We start from the raw sequence: 21,455 nt of genomic DNA on the forward strand, positions 1-21,455 counted from the left end.
GGTCCCGAACGATGTTTCGACCGCTGGCGTAATCCACGTCATCGAACGTGTACCATACCTCTAAGCCGTCTTGTAGATTGACTTGTGACATTTACTGTCCCTCCACGATTACTTCGCCGACTTCGAGCGTTTCGGCAGACGCATCGGTTGACTCTTCTTTCACCTGCAAAACGGGTGAAAAGTCAGCATTAACCGAGAAATCCAACGCAGGACCGACCATGTTCCCGTCAACTAAGAACCGCACTTCGCTCCCGTCGTACTCCACGGTCAGGTCATGGGTGGTTCCCCCTCCCCAAACATAGGTTGTGACCGAAGTGCCGTTTGTAGGCGTCCCTGAATTGGTCACATATGTTTTGGTGTCGTCATTTCCGAATCCTATTTCGAATCCGAAACCACTCCCAACGTCACGAACAAAGCCATCTCCGAGGTCGTTCCTATCCGATAGGAACAGCCATGCAGGCTGATTATTGTCCGTGAACGTCACGTCGCGGAAGGTGAATCGGAACGGACCGAGAGATTGATACGAAACCAGAACGGGTGAGCCAACTCCACCGTAATCATCGGATCCTCCACTCCCATCGTGTTCGACGTGCATCCGACGGGGGCGGTCGTTGACGTTGAACGTCCAGTTTGAGACGCCGCCGTCGGACGCCGACCACGCCGGAACGTCCGCGAGCGTCTCGTACTCCCACATGAGGCGTTCGGTGAGCCGGGCGGCCCGCGGGCGTCGGAGCGCGTAGAGGCCACCTTCACCGTCCGCTTGCGCCGCGAGACGACGCTGACCGACACCAGCGTCCCACTCGACTAAGGAAATGTCGTCGCCGGGAGAAACTGCGTCGTCGGTCCGGAGGTGGCCGTGGACCGTCCGGTCTGAGACGACTGCCTCATGCGGCCCGGCGTCGAGCGCGCCTTTCGGGCGGACGACTTCGCCGCCGAGTTCGACGGGGCCTTTCTCCGTGTCGGTGAGGTAGTCGCGGGTGCGGCGGGTGACTGTCACATCAGAGACGAATGCCGTACTCGAACTGCCATCGTTGTTTAACGCAAACCCAACTCCCCCGCTATCAAATGGTGATTGTTGGGTGCCCTCTGCGACTGCTTCGGTAGTGCCATTTATCGACGCCTCAACGTGGAGTTCTCCAGACTTGCTTATGTACCCGTTCACTGCAATCGGTGTGTTAAGGTTCGATGAGAGCGGAACGGGTTGTGTGTCTAAGTCCTGAACGTTTCCAGATTTGTCTTTGTAATTCAGGTTCACGTCATTTGGTCCCGCTCTGAAGTCTATGAAATAGCATCCGTTTGGTGCGTTCCCCGATGACATTTCCTGTGCCAATATCACGATTCGGAAGAAATCGCCGGTGTCCGTCAGTTGAAACTCGGTTGAGAACGTGTCCCCCTTTTCAATATAACTTTCAAGTCCACCGAGAGACACGATTTGTTGGATGTTTCCGTCTGTATCTAATTGGAGGTCGTGCGTTCCATTCAGAACTGTCGAGGATTGAACGGTCGCCTTAGAGGCCGCCCCGCCCCATGCATCAGAAAGCGTCCCCTCCTCCCAATCCTCCACCGTGAGGTCCACACTCGACGGTACTTTCACACCGTCTTTCCCGACGTTCGTGAGTTCGTACCCACCCCAGTCTTTGTCCGTGTCAACGGTCAACCCCGAGAGGTCGCCCGCGTCCACCCCGCCGGACTGGTCGAGGAGGGCGTAGGCGCTCCCGTCCCATCGGTAGAAACCAGCAGTGTCGGACCCACTGGGTGGCACCTCGATGAGGCCGGGCTGTTGTGGAGCGTTCGCCGTCGCATCGTACTGCGGGATCGTGATCGACTCGGAGGCGATGAGGTCGGTCAGCGTCGCCGTCTCGGCGGTCACCTCGTCGGCCTCGAGCGTCGGGCCCGTCAGCACGCCGTTTGCCTTCTCTTTCCATTGCCGAAGGAATCTGAAAATCCCCATTAGTGCGCCTCCTGAATGGTCACGTCGGCTGTCTCGCCCGCTGCGGCGGGGGTCGTCACGCGCACCCGAAGCCAGGCGTCGGCCGCGTAGAACGTGTCGCGGATGTCTTGGGGATCGTCGACGTCGGCCGCGTCGTAGACGGCCTCGTCTTCGAACCACCCGTCGGTGGGTGCGCTGCGGCTGTCGACGTCGTGGTGGACGTCGAGTGCGTAGCTGGCGTCGGCAGTCGCCTCGATGTTGAGCGACACGAGTGCGTCGCCCGGCGTTTTCATCGCCAACAGGACCGCGTCGGCGGTCTCGATCGGCTTCTCGGTACGTCTGGTCGTTGACTGTGTTTGTGCCATGTCAAAACCCTCCTGCAGGAAGGCCGCGGTCGTTCCTCATCCACCCGCCGCGGCGCAGGTGGACTCATCGGGGTCGGTGGTCAGTTCGTGCTCAAATCGCCGTCGAAGTAGACGACGTCGCCCGTATCCTGGAGCCGATAAAAGCCGGGTTGGCCGTCAGCGAGTGCGGTCGCGTCGGGCACGCTCTCAACGCCTTGATTCGAGATGGGATTGCCCTCCATGTCGAGTGTCTCTCGGACGCCGATCGAATCGACGACGACGTCGAGCGAGAGTGTCCCGATGTCTCCAGAGAAGCGCTCGGGGACGAACAGCGACAGCGCCGACCCACGTGGATACGTCGCGTCAGTTCCGTCCGAGTACGCCACCCGGAAGTAGAGCAGATGCATCCCAGCGCCGGTGGTCGAAAACCCGCCGGAAAACGAGTAGCTCACCTCACCAGCAGCGGCGTCGGTGACCGACACCGTGTCGTTGAGGACGGTGTTGTCGTCCGTTTCCCGTTTCACGAAGAGTCGGACCTCGTCGGCGTTGGTGAGGTCGACCACGCCCCCATCCAAGTCCTTGAGTGTGGCGTCGAGTGTGGGCGCTGAGTCGCCCTCTCGGAGCACGTAGTCTGCCGTCGCTGGCTTCTGTGCAAATGGATCGCTCATGATGTCAGAACAGGATGAGTGCGTTCTCGAGGCGGTACTTCCCCGTGCCGCCGATGGCGACGAACTCGCCTTCGTAGGGGTCGTAGAACTGGACTGTTTGCTCGGCGGTCACGATGACGTTGTACGCATGGCGGCCCGACCAGTCGTGGATGACGCCGACGGTGTTCGTGCCAGCGACCAGCGCTGAAAGCACGCCGAATCCTCGCGCGAACTGTTCGCAATCGAAGCGTTCGGGGCGGTAGGGCAACCACGACACGCCACCGGCGAGGTCAGCCAAGAGCCACACGTCGGCTGCAGCTGGGGCGAGGTAGCGGCCATCGGCGTAGACCGTTTCGATGGTCGCCGAGTCGTCGTAATTCGGGATTGCCTCGCTGAGAGCGGCCTCGATGTGCTCTCGGTCGACCTCGTCGACGCTCGGCGAGGGGAACACGCCGAGGTCGTCGAGGACCTCACGGAGCGACGTTTCGAGTTCGATGGCTTTCTGCCGAGCCTCGCGGCGACGGCCAGTGAGGTACGCCCCGACCGCGGTCAGGGCGAGCATGGCGAGCGATACGACTACTGGGGTCGGTGTGTCGAACATTGTGAAAACCTGCGTAGTGGTCGTGGATTTGAGTCCGGAAGGCGCTCGCCCCGATGGGTCATCACGCCGCCGCTCAGAGTGCGCGTTTAGTCGTCCGTGCGATCGTCTCGATCCCGCGGAGCGCTCGGGCAAGCGAGTCTTTTCCCTCGAAATCGAGGTTCATCGTGCCCCACTCGAAGCGGGCGTCGTGAAGGGTGTACGCCGGGTCGGACCGTTCGTCGATGGCCTCGAACGCGTCGACTTTGTACGCGTAGCCTGGCTGGAGAATCTGCGCCTCGATTTCGAGCTGCCCCGTGACGGTACTCTTCGCGAGCGCCTTCGCGAGCTCGGTCCGCGCGATGCTTTCGAGCTCGGCATTCGACTTCGCGTCCGGTCTGAACTCAGCTTCCGCTTCGATCTTCCCGCGCTCGTCGATAGACGTCTGGGAGACCGCCTCAACCTCGGGCCGGTTGTCGTTCTCGTCCTCGGGGCCGAACACGGTCACGGAGTTCGCAAAGCCCTCATCGGTGTCGACCGGCTCCGGCTGGCCGACGACGGTCCAGTCGACGTCCTTCACGACCTCGCCGGGCGCGAAGGCGTTGAGCACGAGCGAGTCCTCGGCGTAGTCAGGGACGAACACGAGTCCGGAGTCCTCGGCTATCGCGTCGGCAATCTCGAACGGGCTTCCGACGAACGTCTCGTCGTCGATGACGCGGATCGAATTCGTGTCGATCCGGAGCTCCCAGTTCGACAGCTCACTCGGCTGGAACCCCGTTCGCGGGATGGCATCGTCACGCTCGCCGTAGCCATCGAGTGTGATGCGCCCCTCGATGTTCGACCCGAGCGAGTCTTGTGCTGCGAAGTCAACCGTCACGCCCGACGTGTCTGTCTCGGAGCCGTTTGCCGGGAACCAGTTGGTGCCGTCGTTCCTGACCTGGAGGGTGGCCGCCCCGGATGGATCGTCGACGGTGACGTCGAGCGTCGCGGCGGCGATGTTGAACGTCGTATCGAACTCGCTGCCTTCGATTGTGACGCCAGGGTAGTCGACGGGCGCGTCGAGGCGGCCATTCGTGAGCGTGTTCGGGAGCGTGTGGTTCGCCCGGAGGTCGACGGGGTCAACCGCGTCGATGTTGAAGTTCTCCGAGAATTCTGACGACACTTCGGCGCGAAGCGTGTGCGACCCCGCGTCGACTTGGCCGGGATCGATCCACGCACCGGAGGTGTGGAGCGAGACCCAGTCGATGGTCCCGTTCGTCGATATCGAGAGGTCAGCGAGTTCTGTTCCGTCGAGCGACCACTTGACCTGCGATGAGCCGTTCGTCCCTTGGATATGGAGGAAGAGCCCGAACTCACCGTCGGGGATGTCGTAGTCGAGTTCAAACGGCCACTCGGCAGCCTGCCCCGCGGTATCGAGGTTCGCCGCCTCCCCGCCAGAGAAGTCCGACGAGAAGAACGTCCCATAGGAGCCGCTCGCGCTCTCGCCTTCCATGAGGAACGAGCGCTGCAGCGGCACGATTGTCGCCGATGACCCGCTCCCGACACGCTTCCAGGGGTCGGTGTTCGAAGGGTCGCCGAACAAGTCCGCGAACGACAGGTCGGCGGGTGAGTCCTGGGCGAGGAAGTCTTCGTCGACGGTCGTCTCGGTCGGCGTCGTCACGTTCGCGGCGAACGGCGTGTGGGTGTTGATGAAGTCCGCCCACGCGACGCCGCCGCGCTCCGAGGAGACGTCGTAGACGACGCCCCCATGCCGAAGCTTGTCGACTACGTCGAAGCCGACGAGGCGGTCGGAGACGCCATTATCGCCACCGTTCAGCCGGTACGTGTGGAACGGCCCCCGGAAGACCACGCTCCCACCGAGGTAGATCCGTGTCTCGGTGAGCTCCCACTCCCGGAGTCGCCTGTCAGGGCGGATATCGATGCGCCACTCTCCGACGGCCGATGATTCGGGCTGGATCATCGGCCAGCCCTCGATCCGAGATCCATCGAGGCGTGCAATCTCGCCCTGGTCGTCGGTGAACGTCGCGAACCAGCCTTCTGACGGAATCTCGAAATCGGTCGTGACCGCGGTCGCCTCTGAGGTTGCCGTCGAGTGCTCGGTCTTCGCGACCACGCGGACTTTGTGCCGCGTGTTCTGGTCGAGCCCGTCGACGGTCGCGTCCGTGTCGTTTGGCGCGAGCGTCTTGACGACCTCGAACGACCCCATCGGGCCGTCTTCGAGCGGGGTCGTCCCGGTCGCGAGCTCGACGTCGACGGCGTCCTCGTTGTCGATGAGGTCGGCGAACGTGATGTCGAACGCCGTTGGACGGGTGTCGGCCGAGGGTTTTCCTGGCGTCGGGAGCAGCGTGACCGGGCTGATGGTGGTCCACGACCCCTCGCGGTCCGGGGTCTCGTGTCGGATTCTGATATCGTACTCCTCGCCATCCAGCAGATTCGCGATTGTGAGTGCCGGCGTCACGTCGTGTGAGACCATCCCGTCATCCGTCCACGGATTACCCGAAGCGGTCACACGATGCTGGATGTGCCAAACGCCCGCGTTGGCCGTGTCGCCCCACGTGAGGGTAAACTCGTCCTCGACTGACGCGTCCGCAGCGAAGTCTGTGACCGCCGCGGACGGCGTGGTAGCGAACCCAGTTAGTGGATCGGACTCGCGGCCGTCGCCGAACGCAACGATTTCGAGGTCATATCTGGTTCCATCGAGCAGGCTGGAGATTGTGTATCCGGTCTCGTTGGCCGCGAGGTCGCCGGAGGACGACCACGTCGCCCCACCGTCATCGCTCCACCGGACACGGTACCCGTCCTCATTTGTGGCGTTATCGTCCCATCCGACCGTTATCTCACGAGTCCCAAGCGACCCCGTGATGTTCGTCGGCGACGGGACAACTGTCGCTTCCGACACTTGGTCGGTCGACTGAGATTCGCCGTCGACGACGCGCCGGACGGTGTAGTAGTATCGCGTCGACTCGGTGAGACCCGAGTCCGTGTACGACGTGACCGTCTCGTCCGAAATCGTCGCGACCAACGAACCGAGCGACCCATCGGTCGAGCGGTAAATCTCCCACGACCCACGTGCGAGGCTGTCCTGGCGCGTCCACGACAAGTCCATCGACGTCGCGCTGGCCGCAGTCGGGACGAGGTTGGTCGGTGCGGGGAACGGCTCACCAGTAACCGAGACGCTGTCGAGCCGCGGGGTTGTCGACGTGTCGGTCGTCGAGATGGACACGTCGATGGACACGCTCCCGCTCAACGCCAGTCCAGAGAGGTCGTGCGACCCAGTCGACACGTCTGAGAACGTGACGCTATCGCCGGCCTCGTTCGAGACGGTGATGTCGATCGTGCCGTCTGCATCGTTCGACGTCGCGACGTCGAGCGAGTCGTAGAGAACTGGCTCGGACCAGCTGTGCGTCGCTGAGTCCCACGAGCCAGAGCTGAAGAACGGGTAGTGCTGCCGGTAGTCGTACGTGGTTGAGGCGGTGCCGTTGTCGGTATCGATATAGCCGGTCCACAGCGTCCCGACCTTCGAGTCGACGAAGCTCCCATAGAGCGTCGTCCCGTTGGACTCCTCGCTGATGTTGCCCGCTCCCAGTTCGAGCAGCGGCGTGAGGTCATCGTTGACAGGGTCGTATGAAACCGACCCGTAAGTCCCGGCATCCTGCGAGATGGTACACTCGTTGCTGGCCGAGATTGTTTGCTGGTCAATCTCGGCGTAGTCGATGCAGACCTCAGCGTTGCTGGCCGCTGTCCGTCCCCACTCGACCGAGACCGTCCGAGAGTCAGACGACGGATAGTCACGAGCCAGTTCGATGGCGGTCGTGAGTTGCGTCCGCGCCCCCGAGTTCTTATCAAACGTGTGCGAGACCGTCGGCATCAGAGCACCACATCCTCAAGCGCGGCCTTCACATCCGTTCGGCTGTCGTAGGCCCCCAGCGGTGCGAGGACGACGATGTCGAGCTCCCAGCGGAGCGCTGTCCGAGTCCGGTTCGAGGCGTCGCGACCGCCGACGATCACGCCCCAGACACTCGCGAAATCGTACCGAAGTGGTGCCTCGATCGACACCAAAAACGAGTCGACGTCCGCGAGGTTGGCGGTATCCTCTCGGAAGAAGGCCCCGCCTTGGGCCCGCCCCGCTCGAACGAACGTGTCCGCCGTCTCGCGGACGTACGGCGCCAACGCCTCGAAACGCGTCTCCGGCGTCGGGAACGACTCGTTGGGGACAAAGCGGAACGTCGGGTTGATCTCCTCGGCCACCCGCGGCGTGTAGATCGTCTCGCCGACCAGGACATCCGCAGCGATGCTCCCCTGTTCAGTCCCAATCGTCCACGTCATGATGGGCCGACCCCCCGGCGGTACCGACTCGTGATGTTTTGGACCTCATCACGAGCCACCTCCCGCTGCTGGACGACGAACTCGTCCGACGCAGTCACGCGCCACTCGGTCGCCTGGAGGTTCTCGACAGCGCGGGCGAACGCCGCGACGTGGTCGCCGAACGAACTGACGTGCTTTTGCATCGACGACGCGACCGCCGGCGTCGCCCCGCCCATCGACGTCGCGCTGACGCTCCCTGACGACGCCCCAGCGAACCCAGAACCAAGCACCATGTTCGAGACGCGAGCGAACTCCGCCTCTGAGAGCCCCGCCTTGGACGCCGTGACACCGCCCTGCTGGTTCGCGAGTGCTCTGAAGAGTTCTGGCGTCATCTGCATCGACCTGTTCTCGATCTTGCTCGGGTCGGACACGTAGCCCGGGACACCGATACCTTGGCTGTCGAGTCGGTCTTGGAGCTCCTGGCGCCGCTCGTTGGTCTCCTCGAGGCGGGTCTTCAGGTCGTCCCAAGAATCCTCCCAAGGCGGCGTCTCTTTGAGTTCCTCCTTGATCGACTTGCGCTCCTCGGTGAGCTCCTTGAGCTCCTGGAGTGTGTCTCGATTCCGCGTCAGCGCTTGCTCGATCGCCGGCGTGAACTCCGCCATCGGCATCCCGGCCGACTGGTTCCCCGTTCCGCCAACGAGCCCCGCGTACTGATCCGCAGTCGGTTGGGTTGCACCCGAAGCCGTGGGGTCCGACGGCCCACCCGTGGCACCCGGAGTCGCCGTCTCGGGTGCGTACCGCGGGACCGAGAACGAGTCACCGCCCTCGCCGGGCAGCGCCAGCTTCTCCATCTCGAAGTCCTCCGAGATCTGGACGTTGGCCCCCGTCGCCGTCGAGATGATGTTGAGCACATCGCGATACTCTTGGACGAACGCTTCGACGCCTTCGATCGACTGATTGACGCCATCGAGGATGCCCGTCGCGAACTCGTCCCCGATCTTTCCGCCGACGCTCGAGATGTAATCCAGCAGCCCGACAAACGCCCGGACGGTGAAGCCCTGGACGGTGTCGAGTGCTCGGTCCCAATCGCCGGTGAGCACGCTTAGCGAGAAGCGGTTCGCGCTCAGCATCGCGTCCAGCTCCGTGATGAACAGCCCGGAGATAGACTGGACGCCGACGTCGACGATCCCCTCGCCCTTCTCCATCGCTTCAGCCCAGATGGAGTTGTTCTTCGCCAGCTCGCGCTCGGTGACCTCGTTCATCTCACTCAGATGCGACTGCGTGAGGTCCGTCACCCGAGCAAGCGAGGAGTCCACCGTCGTCTGGATGTCCGCGAAGTTCGTCTGATAGGCAATCGACGCCGCACCGGCCCCAGCGATGAGCCAACCAATCGGGCCGGAAACGAAAGCAGCAATCGGGGCTGCAGTTCCTCCAAAGATGCCTCCAGTCAGCGCGACCGTCCCGAGCAGCCCATCGGTCGCGTTGTTCGCATCGTTGGCCGCGTCGACGAGGTCGCCGAGCCCGCTGACTGCGTCCGTGACTGCCGGGAGCATCTGCTCACCCGTTGTCGTTCCGAATTCGAACACCGAGTTCTGCAGTTCGGTGATCTGCGAATCGAGCGTATCGGCCTGAGCCGCGTATTCTGACTGAACAGACGTCGCGTCGCGGTAGGCGCTTTCTGACTGCCGCACCGACTGCTCCAGCGAGTCGAAGTTCTGCGCCAGCGTGAGAACCGCCTTCCCTCCCGACCGGCCGAATATCTCGGTCGCTTCGGTGACGCGAGCGGTCGAGCCCTCGATAGATTGCAGGTGATCCAGATAGCGGAAGAGCGCTTCCGTTGGGTCTTCTTCGATGAGCCTCTGGAACTCTTCGGCTGTCATCCCGATGGCCCCCGCAACCTCTGGAACGTTCTCTGCGAGCCGGTTGAACATCTCGTTCGTCCGAGTCCCGCTGCGCTCCACCTGCATACCGGAGGCCACGAGCGTCCCGCTGATCGCGACGAGCTCGGCGAACTTGACGCCGAGTGTTCCAGCTGCCGGGGCAGCGCGTGACATCGCCGAGACGATTTCTGACGACGACGCCGCGACGTTGTTTGAAATCTCGTTGATAGCCGAGCCCATGTTCTCGGCCTCCTCGATGGGGACCGAGAGCGCGTTCGCCAGTCGGGCGATGTCGTTCGCGGCCTGTTCCGCCGAAAGGTCGGTTGCCGCGGCCATCTTGCCAATGGTCTCGGTGAAGGCCTCGATGTTGTCCGTCCCAGTCACTCCCAAACGCCCCGCGATTTCGGCAATTTGGGCGAGACGTCTCGTTGGGATAGCAAGGTCACTTCCGAGGGCAAGGAGGCTATCGCGGAGCTCGTCCGCGGTAGCTTCACTCGTGACCTTTTCGACGTCAGTGAGGGCAGTCTCCCACTGCCGGGCCGCATCGACAGCCTGCCCGGCCATTACCGCTGACATGGCGGCAATGGCACCACCTGCGATGCCTGCGGCGCTCGTCATCGACATGAGCGACCCTTCGACCGATGCGAGCTCGGTCTCGAGGCCGTCGCCGTCGCCGACGATCTCGACGCGGAGCTGTTCGACGGTGTCTGATCCTGTGAAAACCATGGGTGAGATTTTATTACAATTTGTATCTTATCCGATACTATGACAGACTACGTTTGCGAGAAGTGCCGAAGTGAAATTTCAGCTGAAGCGACGGTGTGTCCCAACTGTGGGTATAACCCTGGAAAGTCTGAAAGTAGAACTGGAAGTGCAATGATTATCCTTGGAAGCATGTGCATCTTTTCGGTTTTACTGAGCCCAGTCGGGCTCATTCTCGTCTATTTTGGAAATAAAAAGAGAAACCGCGCAAAGGAAATCGTCCCTGCAACAGAGCAGGTCAAATCTGAGTGACGTCGTCGTCAACCTGCGCTTCTAACTCTCGCATCGCCTGCATCCGCCGTTCTTCTCGCTCGCGTTCGTACGTCGGCTTCGACGACGGCGACTCTGGAGTTGATTGTCTCGATTTGTTCTTGAGTTCGTGGAAAATTCTTCGACCTTCGAACCAGCGACGCTCCTCTTGTGGCGTCAGGTTTCGATAGGAGTTCTCGCCGACGTAGTCCCATGGCCCTTCGGTCGTCAGGATGTACTCTCGGAGAGCGGCGGTTTCGTATCGTCCGAGTTGTCGTTCTCGGCCTCCTCGTCGAGCCCCAGCGACTCGACCATCCCGCGAGCCACCCGTACTTGCTCGGCCTGGCTCTCCCGATACCCGAGGAAGGCCCGAAAACCCGCGGCGTGCTTGATGGCCTCCCGTAGCGGCATCACACCGTAGCCGATCATGCCTTCGTGGCCGTCGAGGTCGCCTTCGATCATCTCCGGCGTGACCTCGAAGTCCAACTGTGGAAGACAGACGTTGAACATCTCTGCGAGGTCCTCCGGGTCAGGGTCGTCGCTGGTGAGGCTGGTGTCCCATTTTTCCAGGTGGCCATTCAAGGGTGGACGCACGAGAATCGCCTTGTCGGTCCCTGGGATGCGTTGCTTCACGGGCTCGGGACGGCTGTCGCCGTCCTTGCGCCGCACGAACCAGTCGTTCGGGTCAGCCAGTTCGAGGTCGTCGCCGTCGTTCGTCGTGGGCATGTCTTCAGTCATGATTACACACTCGCGAGGGTGATGTCAGCGAACTCGAACTGCGGCGAGATGGTCGCTCGCCCCTGATTCGCTTCTTTGTTCGCCTCTCCAGAACTTGTTCGAGTGCCACCGGTGAGGTCCACCGTGAACGAGTCGGCCGTCCACTTCACGTCGATGCCTTTGTTCTGGAGGTAGGCCTCGATCTCTCTCGCGTTCGATTCGGGACCGAAGACCTCCGCGTCCAGCGAAAGTGTCTGTTCGTTTTCATAGAGTGACCGGAAACGTCCACCGACGGTGTCGGCGTCGACGTTGTTGTCGAACGAGAAGGACGACGAGACGATGCGGGCGTTCGTCCCGCCGAGCGAGCCCGTCGTCGCTTCGATCGAGTCGTCGATGAAGTGCTCGAAGGGCGTCCCGACGCTGCCGGCGTGCGAGCCACCTCCGAGCGCCGGAATCCCGAGGTCGCCTTCGCCCTGGTCGTACGAGTCGGAGCCAGCGATTCGGGCGAGTTCGTTGCCACTCCCGTCTTTGACGATGACGTCACCGGTCGTTTCAGCGTCGAGCGAGAGTGCGTCGATGCCGGGGAAGGATTCGGTGGTCGTCTCGGTCGTCGTCCCGTTGAGGGTGACATCTTCGGTCGTCGTCGCGCCCTCGTCTTCGATGGTGAGCGTTTGCGAGGTGTCGCTGGGATCGGTCGACTCGACGTCGAGGGTCGTGCTTCCCGACGGCTGGTCGACGACGTAGACCATGAAGCGCTTGAAGTCGTACGTCAGCGAGTTCTCGATCGGGAGCGCGGTGTCCGTCGCGAACGGTATCTCTCCGCTCGCGACGAGCCCGCCGTGGCCGACGTAGAAGATGCGCTTCCCACCGCCCGCGGCACCACCGGCGTTGTGTTCTTCGCGCCCGACGAACGTGTGGGTGTTCTTCAGCCGGTTGTCCGCATCGCGCTGGATGCCGTCGGTGATGGCGTCGACGGGGTCGCCGTCGCCGTCGACGAGCGCACGCTGCAGGTGGTAGGCGATGGTGATGCCGGAGTGGTCTTCGGGGCCGGCGAAGAAGTCCTCGGGTCGGTACGTGCCGACGCCGCGTTGGGCTTCGATGTTCGCTTCCGGCTCCCAGCCGGGATACATCATGATCGTGTCGCTGTACGCCTCGAAACTCGGATCGGAAGGGGGCTCGCCGCGAGTGGTCTCGCGGACGAACTCGCCTCGTTGAAGACGAATCCCTCCCTCGTCTGGTTCTGTCATAGTTACTCAGTAGAGCTGCTCTCTCGTTTGGTCGGGTGAACGTGGATGCTGTCGAACTCGTCGACGAGTCGCTCGCCGACGTCGCGTGGGCAGCGAGCCGTCCCGTCCTCGGTGAACGAGACCGGCTCGTCCATCCACGAGCATTTGAGCGACCGCGTCGCGGTGTTGTCGTTCTGTACGTACATCTCAGGTTCAGGCCTCGTACTCGTAGGTCGCGAACAACTGCTCGGCGTGCTCCGGCGGCTCGCGCTCGGTTTTTCGGACCTCTTGCGGGCCCGTCGGCTCGAAGATCCGGAGCTCGCCGTCAGTCGTCGCCTCTCGAAGCACGCGCCCCGTCTCCTGAGCGAGTTCGTGGGCGACGGTCTGGGCGACGCCTGCGGTCTCGCGATGGCCGCCGTTGCACTCGATGAGGCACGTGCCGAGCATGACCTGGACAGCTCCCGAGCCGTCAGCGGCCATGCCCGTCGCGTTCGTCTCGCCACCGGAGACGACACTCTCGGACTTATTCGAGACCGACACGTACGGTGGTTGGTTCGCCCCGCTGTCGTCGGTCGGGGCGATATCGTCGTCTGGGGTGAACGGGACAGAGACGGCGGCCGATTCGAATTCTCGACGCAGGAGCTTCACGATGCTATCCAGAGGGTTTTCACTCGGCATTGGCGCCCTCCACGGCCTCAATTCGCACCCACGAATTCGATTCGTCGTGGTAGTCGAGTGGGACGAAGGTTTTCCCCGTCCGCTCGTCGGTGATGGTCATGTTCTTGCTGCCGGTGCTATCCCGTGGGATGACGTCGACGTCGTCGGGGAGCCAGAGTTCAACGTCCATCTCCACGTCGGTCCCACCGTTGTCTTGCATCCAGTTGGACTGCGTCGACGTCTCGAGACGTCCTTGGTAGGTCGTCTCCGACTCGACGGTCTCTGTCCCGTCTGGACGACCGAGGTCGTCCTCGCCGGGGACGGTGACCGTCACGGTGAGCTGGCGGCCAAGGGTTTTCCCGAGTCGCCGGAACGCTCGCGATGTCTGGTTCTCGAACGTCATCGGATGCGCCTCGCGGTGATGCTTGCTCGGAGGTTTCCGAGTTGCACTTTCGGGTGCTCGTCGTCCGTTCCGGGACTGCGGTCTTCAGCCTCGCCGGCGTTGACGTTCTTCTTCATCTGGTTCATCATCGCCTTCGCGAGCTCTTCGACCAGTTCGTCGATGCTGTCGACGCTGTCTGCGATGTCGTCAGCTTGGGCTCGCATGACGTGGATAACCGCCGGTCGGAACCACGGATACGCGGGCATGTCTTTGGTCCCCGTTTCGAGATAGACGGCGTACTCGACGCCGCTGGACCCGACGACCCAGCTGTGAGTCCCGCCCCAGGTCTCGCGAAGTTCGTCGAAGCGATGTCGGAGGCGATTCAGGCCGATGATGGTGACGCCAGCGTTCGGCATGGTCATTCTCCCGTCGTGTTGATCGACCGGGAGGAATCGCGGATCACGCTGGTCGCGAGCGTTCCGCTGGGGTCGCGCTTTGCGACCTCTTTCCGGAGCTCGGACAGCGACGAGCCCTCGAAGACGACAGACCCACTCTCTTGAGATCCCTCTTCGATGGCGCGGTCAACCGTCGACCGGATTTTGAGCGCCGCGAGGTACTTCTCGAGCTGCTTTTTGTGTGCGTCTGTCCAGTCGTCGGTGTCGTTCGCACGGTCGTTTTCCCACTCGGCGTCATCGAGCTTCGCCGAGATGTCAGCATCCGAAAGCGCAAGCGGGTCATCGGCCGGCGCGGCCAACCCGAGCACCGCGCGGACGTCGTCGGGAGTGGCCGTTGGCATGGATTACTCCCGCGCGTCGATTGCGCTGTGGACGCCGTCGCGGTCTCGACCGTCCGATTCCGCGACTTCGATGGCGTCGAGGTGGTCGTCGAACTCGCCGGACTCGATGTCGTCGATCACATCGGACATGGGCGTCCGGTCGACGAACGACTCGGCGTCGAACGCCTCTGGGTCGCTCGGCTTGGCGTCGGTGTCCGGGTCTTCGGGCCCGTCGCCCCCACGCTCGATGTGCCGGTGCATCGCGAGCAGCTTACTCGCGACCATCGGGTCGTCGACGAACGCATAGCCGTCCTCGTCGAACTCCAGCGGGGAGTCCTTGCCGAGGATCTGCGAGTTCCGGAGTTCAACCGGCCCGCCGCTGCTGTGTTTGAGGTAAGGCATGGGCGGTTACGTGTCGATCGCGATGTTCGCGCTCGGTTGGGTCGCGGCGAAGCCGACACGCTCGTCGATCTGCCAGACAGTACTCTCGATGGACTCGTCGTAGTAGCTCGAGACGTCGAGGGCGCGCCGGGTCGACTCCCAGCCGAAGTTCGTCGGGTCGACGAGGTAGGCCTCGCCGTCGGCGTAGTTGCCCGTGTTGTCGAGGTAGACGGGGATGTCGCCGACGACGCCGAGGAACGCCTGTTGGCCGACAAGGTTCCCGCCGGGGAGGATACCCTGCTGGAGGACCTGATCACCGAGATCGGAGGCCTGGGTGAACTTGTCCATGTTCAGCAGGTCGTTCATGTTCTGCCCACCGGTGAGCAGGCGCAGCTCGGCCATGTCCAGTTCGTCGTTGAACGCGAGCTGTCGGGCGAGAGTGATGTCCTCGTACTCGATGACGCCGTTGGAGTTGCTGTTCGCGTCGATCGCGCCGGCGCTGTTGGTGTTGTTCGACAGGATACTGTACGCGATGCCGTCGACGCGCGTCTCCTCGGCGCGGATCAGGTCCTCTTCCTGATCCATCGTGATGTCGATGACGTTGTCCTCGACGTCTTCGTCGGGAATCACGACTTCCAGCCCGTACTTCGTGTGGGCGACCTGGACCTTGTCGTAGTCCTTCGTCGCACGGGGGTACTCGCTCCCCGGCGGGATTTCAGCGACATCGCCGTCGAACTCGCCGTCGGAAATCGGGAACTCGACCGAGTTGCTGTCGTTGTTGGTCGCGTCGTAGTCGCGGAACGCGGTACGACTCTGGTACTTCTTGTTGCGAATCTTCTCGACGATCGCGCGAACGTCGGCGTCGTCGATGATGTCGGCTGCAGTTTGTGCCATATCAGATCACCTCAGAGAAGGACCCACGCGTAGCCGGCGGGAGCGGTCTGGCCGCGCCACGTGCCGTTCTCGTCCGAAAGGGCGTGGGCAGGCCCCCCGGCCGTTGTTTCGAGTTCGCCCGCAGCGCCAGTCGCTCCGAGGTCGAGGTCGTCGCCGGCGGCGACCGACCCTTCGACCGCGGCGACACACGGACCGCCGACGTGGATTGGGGCGACCCCAGAGTTCTCCGTCGCTCGGCCACGAGCCCGGACCCCGAGCAGGTTCTCGGTGTCCGTCCCGGGCTCAACCTCGCCGCCGGTGATGCCGACCGCGTCGCCCGGCGACGTCGTGTCGCTTGCGTCGCTGTATCCGATGGTCGTCGTGCTGTCGCCGCCTCCTTGTCCCGGATTGGTACCCATTTAGAGCACCTCCAGGGCGCCGTCGTAGTCGTCGGTTCCGGCGAGCGTGGCGGCTTCGTCCTGCAGGGCTTCGACACGCGAGTCGGGGAGCATGTTTCCGACGGTGTCGAGCTTCTCGCTGATCTGCTGGATGCGCTCGCGGTCTTCCTCGCTCGGTCCGCCGCTGCCACCTCCAGAAGAGGACGAACTCCCCGATTCGGGGTTCTGCGTCAGCGCCTCGACGTCGAGGTCGCCGCCGTCGGTCTCGAATTCCGATGCCTTTGCCTCGAAGCTCATGGCTTCGACCGTCGTTTCGCGGAGTCCGCGCTGTTCGGTGAGCGCCTCGTCGAACATCGACTCAACCGTTTCGAGCCGACGTCGCATCGCTTCGAGTTCGTCAGCGGATTCGACTTTCGGGTCGTCGAGTTCCGCCGCGGTCTCGATCAGTTCCTCGTTGTCGTCGAGCACGTCGAGTCGCTCCAGTTCGGAGGCTTCGGCGACGACGGGGTCGTCAGCCTGCGCCGCGACTGCGAGCAGCTCGCGCTCTTTGTCAGTGAGATTGTCTTCTGTCATGGATGCTCTCCATCCGCGGGCCGGGGTGCTCTGGCCGTTACCGCCGTCCTGGCCGTCATCGCCCCCGGTGTTCGTCACCTCCAGACCACCGTCCGCCAGCGCCTCCACCTGAACATCGAAGTTCGAGGTGAGCGCAGCGGCCGTCGCCGTCATGTCCGCCGACGGGCCGGGTGCGATGTCGTTCGATGGTGCCGCACCATCGGCGACGATCGCGAGGTCGCGCACGGCCGAGACCGCAGTCGGCTCGTACAGTGCATCGTCCTCGCCGGCCTCGCCCTCGACGAGGTCGAGCTCGCGAACGATAACCGGCGACACTTGCGCCAGCCCGCGCTCGACCACGTCTTCAGCGTCCCAGTCGGAGACGAACCCCTCGAAAAGCAGCCCAACGCCGGGTTCGTACGCCGCGGCGGTGATCTCGCCCACCTTCTCCTCCATCGTGACCGCGCCGGTTGCTCGAGCACCGTCGTCGGTCTTCTCGACGCCGACGTGTTGCTCTGGATCGAGCGAGTCGGCCATCGTGATCGGCTTGCCCTCAAGCAAGTCGACCATCGATTCGAGGATGTCAGCGGGCCAGCGAGTCTGCTTACCCGAGAGGCCATTCGTGACGTCACCCTCACCGAGGACGACACCATGGACGCGCAGAGCGTCCTCGGGGTCGTGGGCGAGGGCTGCGATACCGCTGTTGAACAGTTCGTGAACAGTCATAGGATTCGGATTACCTCCCAGTATGAATCGAGAGGCTGCACTTGCACTGCGGGTGCAACGGGAGAAGCCCAGGAGCCTCGTCGATCGAATACGGCCCGCCAGCTGCGAGCGCTCGGCACTCCGAGCACGCACCAGGGGCCAGCATGATGTCGACCTGCTTGATTCCCGACCGCTTCCACTCGGTCGCCCGGGCTCGGTTGTGCGAGTGCATCACCTCCGTCCGGGCGATGAGGTTCGACCGGTACTTGCCGACGTGGTCGACGCGGTCAGCGAGGTCGCGGGCGATTCGCTTCGGCCCGTGACTGCTTGCAAGCCCCTCGGTCAGGACCCGCCGCATCTGGTTCGCGGTGGCGTCCGTCATCCCCTGCAGGGCCCCGTAGTTCCGCGTGTAAAGCGCCTGCAGTTGCTCGCGATGAACGGGGAGCTGCAGAGCGGCGCTCACCTCACCAGACGTCCCGAGCTTGAGCGTCCGAAGCTCAGTTTGTGCCGCGCTGACGCCGCGCTCGTACGCCTGCTTGACGAACTGGTTGTCGTCGCCGTACTGTTGGAGAATCTCGCGCTCGGTCTGCTGCTGGAGCCACCGGTTGAACGCCTGCACCTGCTGGGCCTCCGTCTCGAAGTCGAAGCCTCGTGGCGGCTCGACGAGCGCCTCGGTCTGGAGCCCGAACGCATCGAGGTCGACGATACCCTGCCGGAGCGCCGCCATGATGGCCGCCCACCGCCCCCGAAGACGTTGAGCGTAGTTCGCCCGAATCGTCCGCGTTCGAGACGGCTCTTCGCGCTCTTGGGCCTTTTCGACATACCGCTCATGAGCAGCCGTTGGGGTCGGGGGCGTGGACGTGTCTGCAGCCGCGCTCGCGCTCATCAGTCGTCACCCCCTGCCGGTGCCGTCCCGGTCAGCTGCTCCGCCATCGCTTGGACCTCTGGGTCCGACTCGTCGACGTCGGCGTCGAGGTCGCTCGGGAGCGCTTCCTCTGGGAGCTGGAGCACCATCTGCAGGAGGACCGCCGGGTCGGCGAACATATCGGTCGGCTGGTCGCCCCGGATCTTGTCGAAGGCGTTCGCGAATCGCTCCAGCCGTTCGATGTCGTCGTCGTCGAGCGACATGACTGGCGACGCTTCCTCTTCGGGTTCGATGAGGACCCGAACGCCGGAGGGGTCAAGCTTCGGATGGCGCTCGGCGACCGCACGGAACGCTTGGGTCCACGAGCGGGACTGGTACTTGCGCTCTTCCTCGATCGTGTCCTGGTAGGAATTCTCCTGTCGGTCGGAAACGTGATTCGCGATGGACTCGCCGAACGCCGTCGCGTACTTCGGCGCTGGGAGCGGGGCGAGGATGTCCGACACGTAGTGTTTGAGCGTGTCGTCAAGGTCGGGGACGCTCGGCTCCCACTGGTTCAGTTCGATCGAGCCGTCGTGGCCGATGATGTCACCCGGCCCGAGACCTTCGACGCCATCCAGCCAGTCGTCTTGGTCGTCGTCGGACCACTCAGTCAGGATGACCTCATCTGGCGTCTCAGTAACCTCAGTGTTGAACTGGGCGTCCCACACGCCGTACGCCTTGGTCTTGACCGCTCGCGCCCGGTCGCGCTTGATCTCTTGGTACTCCTCAGCGTCCGTCGCACAGGACTCGATGATGGACGTCCCGAAGACGCCGTCTTCGGTCGCGTCGTCGCCCCCGATGTCGGGGTTGAGGACCTGCTTGAGGATGTCGTTTTGCGAAAACGTGATCTCGTCTTTATCGAACCCACCGATCCGACGCCCGACGATAGAGTTGTCGTCGAACTGGACGTACGCCGCTGCCTCGCCGCGCTTGGTGACCTCGTCAGAAATCTTGGTGTCGTCGGGGTCAAGTAGGATGTTCGTGTTGGCGTAGGTCCGGGCCGACACTGTCTCCGGTGGAATGTGCTTGAATCCCGTGATGGGGCCGTCAGGCTTCTCCTCAGACCCATCCTGTTTGAGGAGCTCGATGAGGTTCGTGCCACGGGTCCAGCGTTGGGCGATGGTGACGCCGAGGAACGGGTAGAACGGCTTGTGTTTCTCACCACCGATGACCGCGCAGTTGTCGATGAAGCCGCCCGTCGGCGCAAAGTCTGGAGCACCCTCGCCACCCATGAAGTACGCCTGGGTGGTCTCGTCGTCAGCCTCGATCCGGACGCCCGGTTTCGTCACGTCGCGGACGAACTGGTTGATGTTCGCCCGGATGATGCCGACCTCGCGGTAGAGGTCATGGTACTCGTCGATGTCGTCCGGGGGGTTGAGGTCGTCGACGTCGCTGTTCTCGATGAAGATTCGAGAGTTGCGCGTGACGGACTCGACTTGCTGCGAAAGCCCAGCTGCGAGGGCTTCGACGCGTCCACGGACTCGGCCAGTTAGTGATGTGACACTCATGGATTATCTGATGCTTCCTTTGGACGGCGAGGTCCCACGGCGTCGCCGCGTGGTCTTTTTCGACCGGTTGTTCCGCACCCAGTTCGCCAGTGCCAGCGCGTCCGGATGGTCGTCGTGTCCGTTCTCCGGATGGTGAACGCGGACGTGCCGGTTCGCCGTGTACTCGTAGCGCATCTTCGTCGTCTCGCGCTCCAAGCGGCCGTGTTTTGGGAGGGTCAGTTCCTCGCCCTCGAACGCTTTCTTGAGCGCCTTGTACATCGCCGACTTCTGCGGCGTCGAAAACGGAATCCCCTCAACGACGTTGGACAACGAGCGGTCCACGTCGGCGAACTGAACGACGCCCTCACCAATCGAGTTCTTGTCCACACCGAACGCGACGGTGTCGAACTCGGCATGAAGCGCTCCGATGCGACCGAGAACAGCAGGCGTCTTCGACGTCTCCTCGTTCTCGATATGGACGGCCGTTCCGTCGCCGGTCATGATGATGTAGACCGTGCGGTCCCGTCCCTCGCCGGCGACGTCACACCCACCGTAGTACTCGACACCCGGTCTCGGGTGGTCGCCCACGCGGACCGAGTTGAACTCGCCAGGGGCCGTCGGCAGGTCGTGCTGGCACGGGCGGTAGATCGACGTCGGGATGTACGCGTTGCCCTCGGAGACGAACTCGCCGAGCCACTCCTGGCGCCACGAAATCGAGTCCGTCGACGCACGCTTCTTGAGCAGGAAGTCATCGTCGACGAGCGGATTGGCCGACGTCGGGACCGAGTGTGGCGAAAAGTAATCGGGCTCGTTGTCCGGCGTGTTCGCGTCGTAGTGATAGCCCGCCTCCCCACGTGGCGTCGATACAACGAACAGCTCGTGGTCGTCGCCGTGGGTGGCGAACATCGGCTCGATGACGTCCTGAAACGCCGACCGCTTGATCAGCGCCCCCTCGTCGACGACGATTACCTTCGGGAGGACACCGCGTTCGTTGTCGCCGCCGTCCTTGAGCGTCCCCGAGAGAATTCGCGTGCTGTTCGCGAACTCCCAAGAGGTCTCGTTGTCTTTGGCGACGCCGATCTGCTCCAACGAGAGCGGACAGCGCTCGAAGTGCTGCGTGCACCGCCGAAACATCTCGACAGCGGTGTCCTTGACGTCGCCGGCGAACATCACGTCGTGGCCGGACTCAATCGCCGAAAAGAGCGCGGCATCCGCACCGATCGCCCCGCCGGTTTCGGTCTTCCCGATCTGACGCCCACAGTTAACTGACACGTCGGGGCACGGGTCGTCCGCCATCGCGCGCTGGAAGTCGAAGAGCTCCCAGCCGAACAGCAAGCGGATGCGCTCCGAGCGCGGCCGGGGTTTGAGGTCCTCGATCAAGTCGTTCGCGGCGTCCTGGGTCCACACACCATCCTCGACGAACAGTGAGAGGTACTCCGTCGAGGAGAGGTCGCTGGCGTCGACCAAGTCGTCGGGGATGTCGTAGACGCCCTCCTCCGCCGGGCAAACGTGGCGGTCGGCGAGATGCTCTCGCCCGACCGGGACCCACCAAGTGCATCCTTCGTTGGGACAGTACGCCCGCCCATCTTCGAGCACGCGGCCGTCCTCGACGACGAGGTCGTCTGGGGCGATACCCGAGCCAACTGCCGTCTCTGGGAGCTCGAACTCTTCATCAGACGAGAGTTGGTCGGGAGCGAGGCTCAT

General features: G+C 63.2%; 22 protein-coding genes. 1 reads left to right on the top strand and 21 read right to left on the bottom strand.

Features of this window, described 5'->3' with window-relative positions; all coding sequences use genetic code 11:
* Positions 1-91: 91 nt before the first annotated feature.
* From C5C07_RS15365 to C5C07_RS15395, 7 genes are all read right to left on the bottom strand, one after another.
* Complete coding sequence (locus C5C07_RS15365) at positions 92-1,951, bottom strand: hypothetical protein (RefSeq protein ID WP_115805429.1); 1,860 nt, start codon at positions 1,949-1,951, stop codon at positions 92-94.
* The gene (locus C5C07_RS15370) at positions 1,951-2,295 is read right to left on the bottom strand and encodes a hypothetical protein (protein ID WP_115805430.1); all 345 of its coding nucleotides are present in this window, start codon (positions 2,293-2,295) and stop codon (positions 1,951-1,953) included. The genes C5C07_RS15365 and C5C07_RS15370 overlap by 1 nt, the downstream gene beginning before the upstream one ends.
* An 80-nt stretch (positions 2,296-2,375) precedes the next feature.
* The gene (locus C5C07_RS15375; protein WP_147302031.1) at positions 2,376-2,942 is read right to left on the bottom strand and encodes a hypothetical protein; all 567 of its coding nucleotides are present in this window, start codon (positions 2,940-2,942) and stop codon (positions 2,376-2,378) included.
* A 4-nt stretch (positions 2,943-2,946) separates the two neighbouring features.
* Positions 2,947-3,522 carry a hypothetical protein gene (locus C5C07_RS15380; protein WP_147302032.1) on the bottom strand — a complete coding sequence of 192 codons (576 nt, stop codon included), beginning with the start codon at positions 3,520-3,522 and terminating at the stop codon, positions 2,947-2,949.
* A 73-nt stretch (positions 3,523-3,595) separates the two neighbouring features.
* Positions 3,596-7,366 (bottom strand): fibronectin type III domain-containing protein, encoded by a 3,771-nt coding sequence (locus C5C07_RS15385; RefSeq protein ID WP_115805433.1) that lies wholly within the window; start codon positions 7,364-7,366, stop codon positions 3,596-3,598.
* The gene (locus C5C07_RS15390; protein WP_115805434.1) at positions 7,366-7,824 is read right to left on the bottom strand and encodes a hypothetical protein; all 459 of its coding nucleotides are present in this window, start codon (positions 7,822-7,824) and stop codon (positions 7,366-7,368) included. The genes C5C07_RS15385 and C5C07_RS15390 overlap by 1 nt, the downstream gene beginning before the upstream one ends.
* Positions 7,821-10,409 (bottom strand): phage tail tape measure protein, encoded by a 2,589-nt coding sequence (locus C5C07_RS15395; RefSeq protein ID WP_115805435.1) that lies wholly within the window; start codon positions 10,407-10,409, stop codon positions 7,821-7,823. The genes C5C07_RS15390 and C5C07_RS15395 overlap by 4 nt, the downstream gene beginning before the upstream one ends.
* A 39-nt stretch (positions 10,410-10,448) precedes the next feature.
* On the opposite strand from C5C07_RS15395, the gene C5C07_RS21125 reads away from it, so the two are divergent.
* On the top strand, positions 10,449-10,697 hold the full coding sequence (locus C5C07_RS21125) for a hypothetical protein (RefSeq protein ID WP_128081402.1): 249 nt from the start codon (positions 10,449-10,451) through the stop codon (positions 10,695-10,697).
* Between the two features lie 225 nt (positions 10,698-10,922).
* Here C5C07_RS21125 and C5C07_RS15400 read toward each other — a convergent pair whose 3' ends face one another.
* The 14 genes from C5C07_RS15400 to C5C07_RS15465 form a co-directional block, all read right to left on the bottom strand.
* Positions 10,923-11,432 carry a hypothetical protein gene (locus C5C07_RS15400; protein ID WP_042662561.1) on the bottom strand — a complete coding sequence of 170 codons (510 nt, stop codon included), beginning with the start codon at positions 11,430-11,432 and terminating at the stop codon, positions 10,923-10,925.
* Positions 11,433-11,434: 2 nt separating this feature from the next.
* On the bottom strand, positions 11,435-12,658 hold the full coding sequence (locus C5C07_RS15405; RefSeq protein WP_115805436.1) for a hypothetical protein: 1,224 nt from the start codon (positions 12,656-12,658) through the stop codon (positions 11,435-11,437).
* Positions 12,659-12,660: 2 nt separating this feature from the next.
* Positions 12,661-12,843 carry a hypothetical protein gene (locus C5C07_RS15410; protein WP_115805437.1) on the bottom strand — a complete coding sequence of 61 codons (183 nt, stop codon included), beginning with the start codon at positions 12,841-12,843 and terminating at the stop codon, positions 12,661-12,663.
* Between the two features lie 7 nt (positions 12,844-12,850).
* On the bottom strand, positions 12,851-13,315 hold the full coding sequence (locus C5C07_RS15415) for a hypothetical protein (protein ID WP_115805438.1): 465 nt from the start codon (positions 13,313-13,315) through the stop codon (positions 12,851-12,853).
* Positions 13,305-13,697, bottom strand: coding sequence for a hypothetical protein (locus C5C07_RS15420; RefSeq protein ID WP_115805439.1), 393 nt, complete (start codon positions 13,695-13,697; stop codon positions 13,305-13,307). Before C5C07_RS15420 ends, C5C07_RS15415 begins: the two co-directional genes overlap by 11 nt.
* On the bottom strand, positions 13,694-14,092 hold the full coding sequence (locus tag C5C07_RS15425) for a hypothetical protein (protein ID WP_147302033.1): 399 nt from the start codon (positions 14,090-14,092) through the stop codon (positions 13,694-13,696). The genes C5C07_RS15420 and C5C07_RS15425 overlap by 4 nt, the downstream gene beginning before the upstream one ends.
* 2 nt (positions 14,093-14,094) lie before the next feature.
* On the bottom strand, positions 14,095-14,439 hold the full coding sequence (locus C5C07_RS15430) for a hypothetical protein (RefSeq protein WP_147302034.1): 345 nt from the start codon (positions 14,437-14,439) through the stop codon (positions 14,095-14,097).
* 36 nt (positions 14,440-14,475) lie between these two features.
* Entirely contained in the window at positions 14,476-14,853 is a 378-nt protein-coding gene (locus tag C5C07_RS15435; RefSeq protein ID WP_115805442.1) for a hypothetical protein, read from the bottom strand.
* A 6-nt stretch (positions 14,854-14,859) separates the two neighbouring features.
* Positions 14,860-15,726, bottom strand: coding sequence for a hypothetical protein (locus tag C5C07_RS15440; protein WP_115805443.1), 867 nt, complete (start codon positions 15,724-15,726; stop codon positions 14,860-14,862).
* An 11-nt stretch (positions 15,727-15,737) separates the two neighbouring features.
* The gene (locus C5C07_RS15445) at positions 15,738-16,124 is read right to left on the bottom strand and encodes a hypothetical protein (RefSeq protein WP_115805444.1); all 387 of its coding nucleotides are present in this window, start codon (positions 16,122-16,124) and stop codon (positions 15,738-15,740) included.
* Positions 16,125-17,381 (bottom strand): hypothetical protein, encoded by a 1,257-nt coding sequence (locus C5C07_RS15450; protein ID WP_115805445.1) that lies wholly within the window; start codon positions 17,379-17,381, stop codon positions 16,125-16,127. It lies immediately after the preceding gene.
* Positions 17,382-17,391: 10 nt separating this feature from the next.
* The gene (locus tag C5C07_RS15455) at positions 17,392-18,087 is read right to left on the bottom strand and encodes a hypothetical protein (protein WP_158546592.1); all 696 of its coding nucleotides are present in this window, start codon (positions 18,085-18,087) and stop codon (positions 17,392-17,394) included.
* Positions 18,088-18,245: 158 nt separating this feature from the next.
* Positions 18,246-19,772, bottom strand: coding sequence for a hypothetical protein (locus C5C07_RS15460; RefSeq protein ID WP_115805447.1), 1,527 nt, complete (start codon positions 19,770-19,772; stop codon positions 18,246-18,248).
* A gap of 3 nt (positions 19,773-19,775) precedes the next feature.
* The gene (locus C5C07_RS15465; protein ID WP_115805448.1) at positions 19,776-21,455 is read right to left on the bottom strand and encodes a terminase large subunit domain-containing protein; all 1,680 of its coding nucleotides are present in this window, start codon (positions 21,453-21,455) and stop codon (positions 19,776-19,778) included.

The organism is Haloferax sp. Atlit-4N (genome assembly GCF_003383025.1).
Lineage (GTDB): Archaea > Halobacteriota > Halobacteria > Halobacteriales > Haloferacaceae > Haloferax > Haloferax gibbonsii.

Excerpts from the sequence above, each read along its gene's own strand:
- C5C07_RS15365 (WP_115805429.1), bottom strand. The coding sequence starts at position 1,951 with ATGGGGATTTTCAGATTCCTTCGGCAATGGAAAGAGAAGGCAAACGGC.
- C5C07_RS15370 (WP_115805430.1), bottom strand. The coding sequence starts at position 2,295 with ATGGCACAAACACAGTCAACGACCAGACGTACCGAGAAGCCGATCGAG.
- C5C07_RS15375 (WP_147302031.1), bottom strand. The coding sequence starts at position 2,942 with ATGAGCGATCCATTTGCACAGAAGCCAGCGACGGCAGACTACGTGCTC.
- C5C07_RS15380 (WP_147302032.1), bottom strand. The coding sequence starts at position 3,522 with ATGTTCGACACACCGACCCCAGTAGTCGTATCGCTCGCCATGCTCGCC.
- C5C07_RS15385 (WP_115805433.1), bottom strand. The coding sequence starts at position 7,366 with ATGCCGACGGTCTCGCACACGTTTGATAAGAACTCGGGGGCGCGGACG.
- C5C07_RS15390 (WP_115805434.1), bottom strand. The coding sequence starts at position 7,824 with ATGACGTGGACGATTGGGACTGAACAGGGGAGCATCGCTGCGGATGTC.
- C5C07_RS15395 (WP_115805435.1), bottom strand. The coding sequence starts at position 10,409 with ATGGTTTTCACAGGATCAGACACCGTCGAACAGCTCCGCGTCGAGATC.
- C5C07_RS21125 (WP_128081402.1), top strand. The coding sequence starts at position 10,449 with ATGACAGACTACGTTTGCGAGAAGTGCCGAAGTGAAATTTCAGCTGAA.
- C5C07_RS15400 (WP_042662561.1), bottom strand. The coding sequence starts at position 11,432 with ATGACTGAAGACATGCCCACGACGAACGACGGCGACGACCTCGAACTG.
- C5C07_RS15405 (WP_115805436.1), bottom strand. The coding sequence starts at position 12,658 with ATGACAGAACCAGACGAGGGAGGGATTCGTCTTCAACGAGGCGAGTTC.
- C5C07_RS15410 (WP_115805437.1), bottom strand. The coding sequence starts at position 12,843 with ATGTACGTACAGAACGACAACACCGCGACGCGGTCGCTCAAATGCTCG.
- C5C07_RS15415 (WP_115805438.1), bottom strand. The coding sequence starts at position 13,315 with ATGCCGAGTGAAAACCCTCTGGATAGCATCGTGAAGCTCCTGCGTCGA.
- C5C07_RS15420 (WP_115805439.1), bottom strand. The coding sequence starts at position 13,697 with ATGACGTTCGAGAACCAGACATCGCGAGCGTTCCGGCGACTCGGGAAA.
- C5C07_RS15425 (WP_147302033.1), bottom strand. The coding sequence starts at position 14,092 with ATGCCGAACGCTGGCGTCACCATCATCGGCCTGAATCGCCTCCGACAT.
- C5C07_RS15435 (WP_115805442.1), bottom strand. The coding sequence starts at position 14,853 with ATGCCTTACCTCAAACACAGCAGCGGCGGGCCGGTTGAACTCCGGAAC.
- C5C07_RS15440 (WP_115805443.1), bottom strand. The coding sequence starts at position 15,726 with ATGGCACAAACTGCAGCCGACATCATCGACGACGCCGACGTTCGCGCG.
- C5C07_RS15445 (WP_115805444.1), bottom strand. The coding sequence starts at position 16,124 with ATGGGTACCAATCCGGGACAAGGAGGCGGCGACAGCACGACGACCATC.
- C5C07_RS15450 (WP_115805445.1), bottom strand. The coding sequence starts at position 17,381 with ATGACTGTTCACGAACTGTTCAACAGCGGTATCGCAGCCCTCGCCCAC.
- C5C07_RS15455 (WP_158546592.1), bottom strand. The coding sequence starts at position 18,087 with ATGGCGGCGCTCCGGCAGGGTATCGTCGACCTCGATGCGTTCGGGCTC.
- C5C07_RS15460 (WP_115805447.1), bottom strand. The coding sequence starts at position 19,772 with ATGAGTGTCACATCACTAACTGGCCGAGTCCGTGGACGCGTCGAAGCC.
- C5C07_RS15465 (WP_115805448.1), bottom strand. The coding sequence starts at position 21,455 with ATGAGCCTCGCTCCCGACCAACTCTCGTCTGATGAAGAGTTCGAGCTC.